The organism is Streptomyces uncialis, from assembly GCF_036250755.1.
Lineage (GTDB): Bacteria > Actinomycetota > Actinomycetes > Streptomycetales > Streptomycetaceae > Streptomyces > Streptomyces uncialis.
Window position 1 is genome coordinate 6,336,222 of record NZ_CP109583.1, and the last position, 12,662, is coordinate 6,348,883.

Annotated in this window: 10 protein-coding genes; all 10 read left to right on the plus strand. The window is 69.2% G+C overall.

Features of this window, described 5'->3' with window-relative positions:
- Positions 1 to 328 precede the first annotated feature (328 nt).
- The 10 genes from OG711_RS26415 to OG711_RS26460 all read left to right on the plus strand — a co-directional run bounded on the left by OG711_RS26415 (position 329) and on the right by OG711_RS26460 (position 12,626).
- The gene (locus OG711_RS26415) at positions 329 to 1,348 is read left to right on the plus strand and encodes a rod shape-determining protein (protein ID WP_073793716.1); all 1,020 of its coding nucleotides are present in this window, start codon (positions 329 to 331) and stop codon (positions 1,346 to 1,348) included.
- Positions 1,349 to 1,982: 634 nt separating this feature from the next.
- Positions 1,983 to 2,939 (plus strand): rod shape-determining protein MreC, encoded by a 957-nt coding sequence (gene mreC / locus OG711_RS26420; RefSeq protein ID WP_073793714.1) that lies wholly within the window; start codon positions 1,983 to 1,985, stop codon positions 2,937 to 2,939.
- Between the two features lie 10 nt (positions 2,940 to 2,949).
- Positions 2,950 to 3,624: a rod shape-determining protein MreD gene (mreD, locus tag OG711_RS26425; protein WP_073793713.1), complete on the plus strand. Its 675-nt coding sequence runs from the start codon at positions 2,950 to 2,952 to the stop codon at positions 3,622 to 3,624.
- Positions 3,621 to 5,795 carry a penicillin-binding protein 2 gene (gene mrdA / locus OG711_RS26430; protein ID WP_073793712.1) on the plus strand — a complete coding sequence of 725 codons (2,175 nt, stop codon included), beginning with the start codon at positions 3,621 to 3,623 and terminating at the stop codon, positions 5,793 to 5,795. The genes mreD and mrdA overlap by 4 nt, the downstream gene beginning before the upstream one ends.
- Entirely contained in the window at positions 5,795 to 6,994 is a 1,200-nt protein-coding gene (rodA, locus tag OG711_RS26435) for a rod shape-determining protein RodA (protein WP_073793711.1), read from the plus strand. The genes mrdA and rodA overlap by 1 nt, the downstream gene beginning before the upstream one ends.
- Positions 6,995 to 7,252: 258 nt before the next feature.
- Complete coding sequence (locus OG711_RS26440) at positions 7,253 to 8,920, plus strand: CYTH and CHAD domain-containing protein (protein ID WP_329560835.1); 1,668 nt, start codon at positions 7,253 to 7,255, stop codon at positions 8,918 to 8,920.
- Between the two features lie 62 nt (positions 8,921 to 8,982).
- Entirely contained in the window at positions 8,983 to 10,908 is a 1,926-nt protein-coding gene (locus tag OG711_RS26445) for a TIGR03960 family B12-binding radical SAM protein (protein WP_073793709.1), read from the plus strand.
- A gap of 188 nt (positions 10,909 to 11,096) precedes the next feature.
- A complete protein-coding gene (locus tag OG711_RS26450; protein ID WP_073793706.1) occupies positions 11,097 to 11,288 on the plus strand; it encodes a hypothetical protein in 192 nt (63 codons plus the stop codon).
- Complete coding sequence (locus OG711_RS26455) at positions 11,272 to 11,799, plus strand: DUF6879 family protein (RefSeq protein WP_073793705.1); 528 nt, start codon at positions 11,272 to 11,274, stop codon at positions 11,797 to 11,799. Before OG711_RS26450 ends, OG711_RS26455 begins: the two co-directional genes overlap by 17 nt.
- Positions 11,796 to 12,626, plus strand: a complete 831-nt coding sequence (locus tag OG711_RS26460; RefSeq protein ID WP_329560839.1) for a helix-turn-helix domain-containing protein — start codon at positions 11,796 to 11,798, stop codon at positions 12,624 to 12,626. The genes OG711_RS26455 and OG711_RS26460 overlap by 4 nt, the downstream gene beginning before the upstream one ends.
- The last annotated feature ends 36 nt before the right edge of the window (positions 12,627 to 12,662 follow it).

The following is a 12,662-nucleotide window of genomic DNA, read 5'->3' on the forward strand; positions in this document are numbered from 1 at the left end:
GCGCAGGACCCGCCGACGACATGTTCACGTAGAGAATTTCCTGACGGGACGTCATCGGGGTCCGCATTCCGAACAGGATTCCCCGCGAAAAAATCAGCTGGACCATGGACATATGCGCGCCGATCGGGGGAACGCATGGCTCCATCCGCACGTCCCCAATAGCGGGGCAGTGCTTCATCTGCTGACAATGGCGAGGACCTTAGCGCCGTGTCCGTGCGGGCGAGACTACGATGGAAGCCTTCACGCCACACAGCACCCACATGCCGACCTGAAAAGCACTCAACACGCTCCACTTGGGAAGGCCAGACGCATCCTCATGGGGAACCACATGTCGTTCATCGGCCGTGACATGGCTGTCGACCTCGGGACCGCCAACACGCTGGTGTACGTCAGAGGCAAGGGGATCGTGCTCAACGAGCCGTCCGTCGTCGCGATCAACACCAACACCGGTGGCATCCTCGCGGTCGGTTCCGAAGCGAAGAAGATGATCGGACGCACCCCCGGCAACATCGTGGCCGTGCGTCCCCTGAAGGACGGCGTGATCGCCGACTTCGAGATCACCGAGCGGATGCTCCGCTACTTCATCCTCAAGATCCACAAGCGGCGCTATCTCGCGCGCCCCCGGGTCGTCGTCTGCGTCCCCTCGGGCATCACGGGAGTGGAGCGCCGCGCCGTCATCGAGGCGTCGTCGCAGGCCGGTGCCCGCCAGGTGCACATCATCGAGGAGCCCATGGCGGCCGCCATCGGCTCCGGGCTCCCCGTCCACGAGGCCACCGGCAACATGGTCGTGGACATCGGCGGCGGCACGACCGAGGTCGCGGTCATCTCGCTGGGCGGAATCGTCACGGCGCAGTCGATCCGGGTCGCGGGCGACGAGCTGGACAACGCGATCATCCAGCACATCAAGAAGGAGTACAGCCTTCTGCTGGGCGAGCGCACCGCCGAACAGATCAAGATCACGATCGGCTCCGCGTACGACCTCGACAACGACGAGCACACCGAGATCCGCGGCCGCGACCTGGTCTCCGGCCTGCCGAAGACCGTGGTCATCTCGGCCACCGAGGTCCGCAAGGCCATCGAGGAACCCGTCAACGCGATCGTCGACGCCGTCAAGACGACCCTCGACAAGTGCCCGCCGGAGCTGTCCGGCGACGTCATGGACCGGGGCATCGTGCTGACCGGCGGCGGCGCCCTGCTGCGCGGCCTCGACGAGCGGCTGCGCCGCGAGACGGGCATGCCGATCCATATCGCCGAGAACCCGCTCGACTCCGTCGCCCTCGGCTCCGGGAAGTGCGTCGAGGAGTTCGAGGCGCTCCAGCAGGTGCTGGACGCCCAGCCGCGCCGATGACGCCCGGGTTCCGCCGTGGACCCCGGGCCCCGGCCCCGATACCCCGGCGGACGCCCCGCCCGTGACCACCCCCGGGGGCCCCGGCCCCCGGCCCGGCGTCCACACCGCCGCTCCCGGCCACCGCGGCACCCGGCCGGCCGCCGGGCAGCGGATATCGGGTATCGGCACCGGGCGGGTGCCGACCGTACGGCCCGTCCGGCGGGACCGGGAACGTCAGCGGGACCGGACGTCAGCCGGACCGGCAACGGAAACGGGACCGGCAACGGAAGCGGGACCGGCAACGGAAGCGGGACCGGCAACGGAAGCGGGACCGGTATTCGAAATCGGGGCCAGGATCAGTACCGGTACCGGTACCGGTACCGGCACCGGTACCGGCACCGGCACCGGAACGCAGGCGCAGGCGCAACGACACCCACCGACATCCCCCACAGCCCCGGCCCCGATCCCCGGCCCGGCCCACATCCACAGCCCGCAGACACACATAGCCACATAGCCACATAGCCACATAGCCACATAGCCACATAGCCACATAGCCACATAGCCACATAGCCACATAGCCACATGGCTCCATAGCTCCATAGCTCCACAGACAATCCCCACAGACATTCCGACGAGGAAGGCACGGCCGCCGCACGTGAGGGACACACGAGAGAGCCGACTGCTCCTGGTGCTGCTGATCGTCATCGCGTTCGCGTTGATCACGGTCGACATCAGGGGCGGCGAGGACTCACCGGTCGACGGCGCCCGCAGAGCCGCCGCAGCGGTACTCGGACCGGTGGAGAACGGCGTCTCCTCGGCGGTGGACCCCATCGGCAACGCCATCGGCGCCGTCCGCGACTCCGGGGAACGCCACGACCGGATCGCCGTACTGGAACGGGAGAACGCCGGGCTCAAGGCCCGGCTCGGCAGCGACGACCGCAACCGCAGCCGGGTCCGCCAGCTCGACGCGATGCTGAAGACGGCGGGCGCCGGACAGTACGGCATCAAGGCGGCCGAGGTCATCGGGATAGGAGCAGCGCAGGGCTTCTCCTGGACCGTCACCATCGACGCGGGCGCCAAGGACGGCCTCCGGCGCGACATGACCGTCCTCAACGGCGACGGCCTCGTCGGCCGGGTCACCACCGTCGGCCCCTCCACCGCCACGGTCCTGCTCGCCAACGACCCCGACTTCACCGTCGGCACCCGGATGGAGAAGACCGACGAACTCGGCTTCGCCTCCGGCGGCGGCGACGGCCCGCTGCGCGTCCAGCTCCTCAACGGCAAGTCCAAGGTCAAGAAGGGCGACCGGCTCGTCACCTTCGGCTCGGAGGCCGACAAGCCGTTCGTCCCCGGGGTCCCCGTCGGCGTGGTCACCCGCGTCGACCCCTCCGGCGGCGACCTCACCCGCACCGTCTACGTGAAGCCCTACACCGGCTTCACCAAGCTGGACATCGTCGGCGTCGTCGTCGAGGCACCGCGCGAGGACCCGCGTGACACCGTGCTGCCGCCCGCCGCCAAGCCGACCCCCACGCCCACCGTGACCGTCACCGTCACCCCGTCCCCGCAGGCACCCGGCGAGCTCGCGCAGTCCGGTCAGCCGCAAGAGCAGTAGGAGCTGGACCATGCGCTTCAACCGGATGCTGCTCTCCGCCACCCTGGTGGTGGTCGCCCTGGTCCTCCAGGTGAGCGTCCTCGCCCGGCTGCAACTGCCCGGCGCCGTCCCCGACCTGCTGCTGCTCACCGTCCTCGGCCTCGCCCTGGTCTACGGCCATGTCAGCGGCGCCCTGATCGGCTTCGGCGCGGGACTCCTCGCCGACCTCGCCCCGCCCGCCGACCACGCGGTCGGGCGGTACGCGCTGGTCCTGTGCGTGATCGGCTACCTCGCGGGACTCGCCAAGCCGGAGAACGGCCGGCTGATGTCCGCCGTCGGACCCATGTTCGTCGTCGTCGGCTCCGCCATCGGCTCCACCCTGCTGTACGCGGGCGTCGGCGCCCTCGTCGGTGACACCGCCGCCCGCCATGTGGGACTCACCAGCCTGCTGTTCACCGCCGCGCTCTACGATCTGCTGCTCGCGCCGTTCACGGTGCCGTTCATCATGGCCCTCGCCAGACGTGCCGACAACGACCCGCTCGCGGAGACCAACGCCGCCGCCAAGAGCGATGTCTCGGCGGGCTGGCTGTCCTCCGGCACGGGCCTGCGGATCGGCAACCAGCGCGGCGGACTGCGGGTGAAGGCGGCGCGGGCCCGGGTGGCACGCGCGGGACGTATCAAGGTCAAGGGGGCCAAGCGACTGTGACGAACATTCCGGAGACCGGACGCACACCCCGGGTCCAGGTCCGGCTCGTCGTCATCCAGGTACTGGTGGTGTCGCTGCTGCTCACCCTCGGCGGACGCCTCTGGTACCTCCAGATCCGCAACGGCGAGGAGTACGCCGAGGAAGCCTCCGGCAACCACGTCCAGCAGGTCGTGCAGCCCGCCGTGCGCGGCTCCGTCCTCGACGCGCGCGGAGTGCCCCTCGCCGACAACGAGACCCGGCTCGTGGTCTCCGCGTCCCGCACCGACCTGATGAAGATGCCGGACGACGGCAAGGCGGCCCTCACCCGGCTCGCCGAGGTCCTCGGGATGAAGCCCAAGGAGGTCACCGACAAGGTCCGCCTCTGCGACGCCGAGACCAAGCAGCCCTGCTGGAACGGCTCCCCCTACCAGCCGATCCCGATCACCGACGAGGCCACCCCGAAGCAGGCCCTCCAGATCCGGGAACGCTCCGAGGACTTCCCCGGCATCACCGCCGAACCCACCGCCGTCCGCCGCTACGCCGCGCCCGGCGACGCCAACACCGCCCAGGTGCTCGGCTATCTCTCCCCCGTCACCGACGCGGAGATCGAGAAGGCCAAGGACAGCGACTCGCCGTACCTGCGCTCCGACCAGGTCGGCCGCAGCGGACTGGAACGGCAGTACGACAAGGAACTGCGCGGCAAGGCCGGCATCACCCGCTACGAGGTCGACAACCTCGGCCGGGTCATCGGCGAGGCCAAGAGCGACAAGGCGGAACCCGGCGCCAACGTCGTCACCAGCATCGACGCCCGCGTCCAGCGGGTCGCCGAGTACGAGCTGCAAGCGGCGCTCAAAGAGGCCCGCAAGGTCTACGACGACAACACCAGCATGAACTACAAGGCCGACTCCGGCGCCATCGTCGTGATGGAGGCCAAGACCGGCCGGGTCGTCGCCATGGCGTCCAACCCCACATACGACCCCAACGCCTGGGTCGGCGGTATCTCCGGCAAGGACTACGCCCGCCTCACCGGCAAGAACTCCAACTACCCGCTGCTCAACCGGGCCATCCAGGGCCAGGCAGCCCCCGGCTCCATCTTCAAGGTCGTCCCCGTCGCCGCCGCCGTCAACGCCGGATACGGCTTCGACGACAACTACGAGTGCTCCAGCTCGTACGCCATCGGCGGCCAGGTCTTCAACAACTTCGAGTCCAAGGGATACGGCTCGATCGACCTCGGGCAGGCCCTGGAGGTCTCCTGCGACACCGTCTTCTACCGCCTCTCCCACGAGGAGTGGAAGCGCGACGGGGGCATCAAGCCCAAGAACAAGACCAACGACTGGTTCTACAAGACCGCCCACCAGTTCGGCCTCGGCAAGGAGACCGGCATCGACCTCCCCAACGAGGTCACCGGCCGAATCCCCGACCGGCAGTGGAAGAAGGACTTCTGGAAGGCCAACAAGGACGCCTGGTGCAAGGCGGGCAAGAAGGGCGGCGACTTCATCCAGCAGCTCTCCTACGAGAACTGCCTCGAAGGCAACCTGATGCGCGCCGGTGACTCCGTCAACTACAGCATCGGCCAGGGCGACACCCTGGTGACCCCGATCCAGATGGCCGCCATCTACGGCGCCATCTCCAACGGCGGCACCCTCTACCACCCCAGCGTCGGCAAGGCGGTCATCAGCCCCGACGGCAAGCAGGTCCGCGAGATCGCGCCCCGCGCGGGCGCCAAGCTCCCCATGACCCGCAAGACCCGCGACGAGATAGACGGTGCCCTCGAAGGGGTCGCCACCCGCGGCACCGCCGCCTGGCGCTTCGGCGGCTGGCCCCAGGACAAGATCCCGATGCACGCCAAGACCGGCACCGCCGAGGTCCACGGCAAGCAGACCACCTCCTGGTTCGCGACCTACACCGACGAGTACGCCATCGTCATGACCATCGCCCAGGGCGGCACCGGCTCCGGCGCCTCCGCGCCCGCCGTCCGCAACGTCTTCAACGCGCTCTACGGAGTCAGCCCCGAAGGCAAGATCGACCCCAGGAAGGCCCTGCTGCCCCAGCCGCAGAAGAGCCTGCCGAGGATCGGCCGCGACGGCGCCATCGACTCCCCGAGGATCAGGCCCTACGACCCCCAGCCCGAGCCGTCCCCGAGCACCCAGGCGCTCGCCGGACCGCCCGCGACGACCGGCAGGCGCGACTGATGAGCGGCTCCCACGGCTTCTCCGTCTCCGGCTACGGCCCCGAACGCTCCTGGCTGTCCCGGGTCACCGCCCGGGACGGCCTGCTGCGCCGCCTCGACTGGCCGATACTGCTGTCGGCCCTCGCGCTCTCGCTGATCGGCGCCGTCCTCGTCTACTCCGCGACCCGCAACCGCACCGAGCTCACCGGCGGCGACCCCTACAACTTCCTCTTCCGCCATCTGCTCAACACCGGTATCGGCATCGTCCTGATGATCGGCACCATCTGGCTCGGCCACCGCAATCTGCGCACCGCCGTGCCGATCCTCTACGGCGTCTCCGTCTTCCTCGTCCTGCTGGTGCTCACCCCGCTCGGCGCCACCATCAACGGCGCCCACGCCTGGATCGTCATCGGCGGCGGCTTCACCCTCCAGCCCTCCGAGTTCGTGAAGGTCACGATCATCCTGGGGATGGCGATGCTGCTCGCCGCCCGGGTCGACGCCGGTGACCGGGCCCACCCCGGCCACCGGACCGTCGTCCAGGCCCTCGGTCTCGCCGTCATCCCGATAGTGATCGTCCTGCTGATGCCCGACCTCGGGTCGGTCATGGTGATGGCGATGATCGTGCTCGGGGTGCTGCTCGCCTCCGGCGCCTCCAACCGCTGGGTCTTCGGGCTGCTCGGCACCGGCGCGCTCGGCGCCATCGCGGTCTGGCAGCTCAACGTCCTCGACGAGTACCAGATCAACCGTTTCGCCGCCTTCGCCAACCCGGAGCTCGACCCGGCGGGCGTCGGCTACAACACCAACCAGGCCCGGATCGCCATCGGCTCCGGCGGACTCAGCGGGATGGGCCTGTTCAAGGGTTCCCAGACCACCGGCCAGTTCGTCCCCGAGCAGCAGACCGACTTCGTCTTCACCGTCGCCGGTGAGGAACTCGGCTTCGTCGGCGCCGGACTGATCCTCGTCCTGCTCGGCGTCCTGCTGTGGCGCGCCTGCCGGATCGCCCGCGAGACCACCGAGCTGTACGGCACGATCGTCGCCGCCGGGATCATCGCCTGGTTCGCCTTCCAGTCGTTCGAGAACATCGGGATGACCCTCGGCATCATGCCCGTCGCGGGTCTGCCCCTGCCGTTCGTCTCCTACGGAGGGTCCGCGATGTTCGCGGTCTGGGTCGCCGTCGGACTCCTCCAGTCGATCCGGGTGCAACGGCCCCTGTCCGCCTGACCGGTACGGGCCGCCTCACCGGTACAGGGTGCCTGGCCGGTACAGGGTGCCTGGCCGGTACGGCGTGCGCGGGCGCGCGGCGGGGACGGCCCCCCGTGCGGCAGCAGGCCCACGCATGCGCCAGGGGGAGTTCACGCGTGCGGCAGCCCGGCCACCGGGCTCCGCGAGGGTGGTCCACCGGCCAATTCCGCACGACGACCGGCCGCGCACCCGACGCGAGGGCTGCCCCGGACGGATAAATCCGTCTACATTCGGTGCATGGCGGACACAAAGCGTGAGATCGAGCGTAAGTACGAAGCCAGGGGCCGGGACACCGACGCGACGTCGCTGCCGGATCTGACCGCGGTCGGCGGTGTCTCGGCCCTCGTCCACCGCGGGGTCACCGAGCTGGACGCCGTCTACTACGACACCGCCGACCAGCGGCTCGCCGCCGCGTCGATCACCCTGCGCCGCCGCACCGGCGGCGACGACGCCGGATGGCATCTGAAGCTCCCGGTCGCCGACGGCGTGCGCGACGAGATCCGCGCCCCCCTGTCCGCCGGGGTGCCCCGGGCCCTCGTCGGCCTCGTGCGCTCCCGTATCCGGGACGCCCCGCTGCTGCCCGTGGTCCGGCTGCGCTCCCTGCGCGACGTCCACCACCTCGTCGACTCCGACGGGGCGCTGCTCGCCGAGCTCAGCGTCGACGTGGTCACCGCCGACCGGCTCTCCGGCGGCGACGGCAGCACCGGCTGGACCGAGATCGAGGTCGAGCTGGCGGACGACCAGGAGCCCGCGTTCCTCGACAAGGTCGAGAAGAAGCTGAAGAAGGGCGGACTGCGCCGCTCGAAGTCCGCCTCCAAACTGGCCCGCGCCCTCGCGGAGACCGCACCCGCACCCGTACCCGCACCCGTGCCCGTAGCCGCGCCTGAGCCCGCCGCCGAGGCCGTACCGGTGTCCGATGCCGTGTCCGCCGAAGCCGGACCCGCGCCCGACGCCGTGGCCGCACCCGGGGCCGCGCCCGTCTCCGCGCCCGGGGCCGGACCTGATCCCGTCGTGCCGCCCCACACCGCCGCCGCCCCCGTCCTCGCCTATATCACCGTGCAGCGGGACGCCCTCGTCACCCTCGACCCCGCCGTCCGCCGCGACGAGCACGACTCGGTGCACCGGATGCGGGTCGCCACCCGCCGGATGCGCAGCACCTTCCGCTCCTACGGCAAGGTCCTCGACCGCACCGTCACCGACCCCATCGCCGACGAGCTGAAGTGGCTCGCCGGGGAGCTCGGTGTCGACCGGGACGCCGAAGTGCTGACCGAGCGGCTCACCGGCCATCTCACCGGACTGCCCCGCACCCTCACCGCCGGACCCGTCCGCACCCGGCTGCGCACCTGGGCGCACGCCCGGCGCGGCGGCTCCCGCCGACGGCTGATCGCCGTACTGGACGGCAAGCGGTACCTCACCCTGCTGAACCGGATCGACGCCCTGCTCGCCGCCCCGCCGCTGCTGCCCGCCGCGCACCGGGACCCCGCCAAGGTGATCCACAAGGCCGCCGCCAAGGACTTCGGCAAGCTCTCCGCCTTGGTCGAGGACGCCCTCGCCCGGCCGCGCGGCCCCGAACGCGACCTCGCCATGCACGACGCCCGCAAGAAGGCCAAGCGGCTGCGCTACGCCGCCGAGGCCGCCCTGGACACCCTCGGCGCGCCCGCCAAGGACGCCGTACGCGGGGCGAAGGCCCTGCAAGGGCTGCTCGGCGAGCACCAGGACAGCGTGATGACCCGGGGCGCTCTGCGGGACATCGCCGCCCAGGCCCAGGGCGCCCGCGAGAGCTCCTTCACCTACGGTCTGGTGTACGGCCGCGAGGAGCACCTGGCGGCCGGGTACGAGGACGCGCTGCCCGAGGCGTGGGAGGAGGCCCAGCGGCGAACCCGGGAGATCCGCGGAACGCGCTAGGCTTGAGGGTCACCCGCCTCTTTCGCGGGATGTCCCCCGTTCAGCTCACGAGAGACACCACGATGCCTGTCGAGTCGGTCTTCCCACGCCTGGAAGCGCTTCTCCCGCACGTCCAGAAGCCCATCCAGTACGTCGGTGGGGAACTCAACTCCACGGTGAAGCCGTGGGACGCCTGTGACGTCCGCTGGGCGCTCATGTACCCGGACGCCTACGAGGTGGGGTTGCCCAACCAGGGCGTCATGATCCTCTACGAGGTACTGAACGAGCGCGAGGGCGTCCTCGCCGAGCGCACCTACAGCGTGTGGCCGGACCTCGAAGCGCTGATGCGCGAGCACGACGTGCCCCAGTTCACGGTCGACGGGCACCGCCCGGTCAAGGCGTTCGACGTGTTCGGGCTGAGCTTCTCCACGGAGCTGGGCTACACCAACATGCTCACCGCCCTGGACCTCGCGGGTATCCCGCTGGAGTCCAAGGACCGGGACATCGACGACCCGATCGTCCTCGCGGGCGGTCACGCGGCGTTCAACCCGGAGCCGGTCGCGGACTTCATCGACTGCGCGGTCATCGGCGACGGCGAGCAGGCCGTCCTGGAGATCACCGACATCGTCCGCGCCTGGAAGGCAGAGGGCCGTCCCGGCGGGCGCGAGGAAGTGCTGTTCCGGCTCGCGCGCACCGGCGGGGTGTACGTCCCCCGGTTCTACGACGTCGAGTACCTGCCGGACGGCCGGATCGGCCGGGTCGTGCCCAACCGCTCGGGCGTGCCGTGGCGGGTGTCCAAGCACACCGTCATGGACCTCGACGAGTGGCCCTACCCCAAGCAGCCCCTCGTCCCCCTCGCGGAGACCGTCCATGAGCGGATGTCCGTGGAGATCTTCCGCGGCTGCACCCGGGGCTGCCGCTTCTGCCAGGCGGGCATGATCACCCGTCCGGTCCGTGAGCGCAGCATCACCGGTATCGGCGAGATGGTCGAGAAGGGCCTCAAGGCGACCGGCTTCGAGGAGGTCGGTCTGCTGTCGCTGTCCAGCGCCGACCACACCGAGATCGCGGACGTGGCGAAGGGCCTCGCGGACCGGTACGAGAAGGACAAGATCGGACTGTCCCTCCCGTCGACCCGGGTGGACGCCTTCAACGTCGACCTGGCGAACGAGCTGACCCGCAACGGCCGCAGGTCCGGGCTGACCTTCGCCCCCGAGGGCGGCTCGGAGCGGCTGCGCAAGGTCATCAACAAGATGGTCTCCGAGGAGGACCTGATCCGTACGGTCGCCACCGCCTACGGCAACGGCTGGCGCCAGGTGAAGCTGTACTTCATGTGCGGTCTGCCCACCGAGACCGACGAGGACGTCCTCCAGATCGCCGACATGGCGATGAACGTCATCCAGAAGGGCCGTGAGGTCTCCGGCGCCAACGACATCCGCTGCACGGTGTCCATCGGCGGGTTCGTGCCCAAGCCGCACACCCCCTTCCAGTGGGCGCCCCAGCTCTCCGCCGAGGAGACGGACGCCCGGCTCGGCAAGCTGCGGGACCGTATCCGCGGCGACAAGAAGTACGGCCGCTCCATCGGCTTCCGCTACCACGACGGCAAGCCCGGCATCGTCGAGGGCCTGCTGTCCCGCGGCGACCGCCGCCTCGGCCCGGTCATCCGCGCCGTCTACGAGGACGGCGGCCGGTTCGACGGCTGGCGTGAGTACTTCTCGTACGACCGCTGGATGGCCTGCGCGGCGAAGGAACTGCCCGCGGTCGGTCTCGACGTCGACTGGTACACCACCCGCGAGCGCACCTACGAGGAGGTCCTGCCCTGGGACCACCTCGACTCCGGCCTCGACAAGGACTGGCTCTGGGAGGACTGGCAGGACGCCCTCGACGAGACCGAGGTCGACGACTGCCGCTGGACCCCGTGCTTCGACTGCGGGGTCTGTCCTCAGCTGGACACGTCCATCCAGATCGGCCCCACGGGTAAGAAGCTGCTGCCGCTGACGGTCGTGAAGTAGCGGCGCACCGGCCTGACCGGGACACCCGCCGAAGTGAGAGGCGGCAGGACAGCGATGTCCTGCCGCCTCATTTCTGTCCCCGTTGCGGGAGCCCGGCCGGTTTCCAGTAGTGGAAACCCGAACCCCTTGTCTCTCCCCGGCCGGGACCGCGAGCATCTGTCGGGACACCCGAAGAGCAGGGGGAACATGTGAAGCTGACGCGGCTGGTGGGCGAGTGCGAAGAGGGCGAGTGTCCTGCCCTCTACCTCACGAACCGGGGCACGCTCGCTGTCCAAGGGGCCAGGATCACCGAACACGGACTGGAGATCCCCGCCCACGAAACCCTGGTGGAGATCCCCGTGGAGCTCATCCGAAAGGCCGTTCGTGACGATCTCATCTAGGACGCTGGGGGATTGCTTCAAGGAATTCGACCGGGAGGCGTTCCGGCTGGAGACCCTGGACGACTACAGCAAGTCGGGCGGTGCCGACGCGTACCGGGCGTTTCTCGCAGGTGAGCCGCAGCCGGAAGAGTACAAGACGGCCGCGTGGGTGAAGACGGTCGGGGATGCGGTCCGGTCGGGAAAGCGGATCTACCGTGTCCATGTCCTGGCCCGTCCGCTGACGGACTATCTCCGGTTCGAGCTCTCCTGGGGATACCGTCGGAACATGGCGGCCGGGGAAGAGTTCTTCATCCTGGACACGACGCACCAGGAGAACCCGATTCCTCAGGCGCCGGACTTCTGGCTGTTCGACGAGCGGACCGTCGGAGCCATGAAGTACGACGGGGACGGCCGGTACCTGGGTACTGATTTCCATGGGGAGGAACAGCTCTCCAGGTTCTTGGCCTACCGGGACACAGCCATGGACCGGGCTGTGCCGTTCTCCGAATGGTGGACAGAGTACGGCGGGTGAAGAAGTCCGGCCTCGGGCCAGCGCTGCGGGAACTGCGGGAGTCCTCCGGACTGGAGGCCAAAGCGGTCGCCCGTAGCGCTGTCATGTCCCGTTCCAAGCTGTCCAAGATCGAGAACGGGAAGACAGCTCCGAGCGTCACGGACGTCGACTGTATTCTCACCGCCATCGGTGTCTCGGACGAAGTCAAGGGCGAGTACATGGCGGCGGTCAGAGAGGCCACCACGGAGGTCACGGCGTGGCGCCTCGTGCGGCGGCTGGGGTACAGCCGGAAGCAGGAGCAGGTAAAGGCACTTGAATCACAGACAACCCTGCTCCGCCTGTTCCAGCACTCGCTCGTCCCTGGTCTGCTCCAGACCCCTGAATACGTGAGAGCGGTCTTCGCCGGGAAAGGTCTCACCGAAGCGCAGCTGGAGCGAACCGTCGGTGTGAGGCTGGCTCGGCAAAGCATCCTGTACTCGGAAGAGAAGGCGTTCCGTTTCATCATCACGGAATCCGTCCTCCGGTGGCGCATCGTTCCACCACTGGTCATGGCGGGACAGCTCGACTGGCTGATCTCCGTGTCCCGGCTGCCCGGCGTGGACATCGGGATCGTCGGGCTGTCCGCCGCGCAGACGGAATTTCCGGGCCACTCGTTCTCCATCAAGGACGAGCGTACGGTGACCGTCGAGATGATCCATGCGGAAACAGTGATGACAGATCCCAGGGACATCGCGCTGTATGTTGCCAAATTCGAACGGTTCAGTGGTGTCGCTGTTTCCGGCGACGATATGCGCACCCTGATCGCGGCCATTCGGGACGAGCTTTTTCGTGAACAGGAAACCGTCTAGGAACCGGCCCGCTGTCCGGACATGATTGGTCCCGAC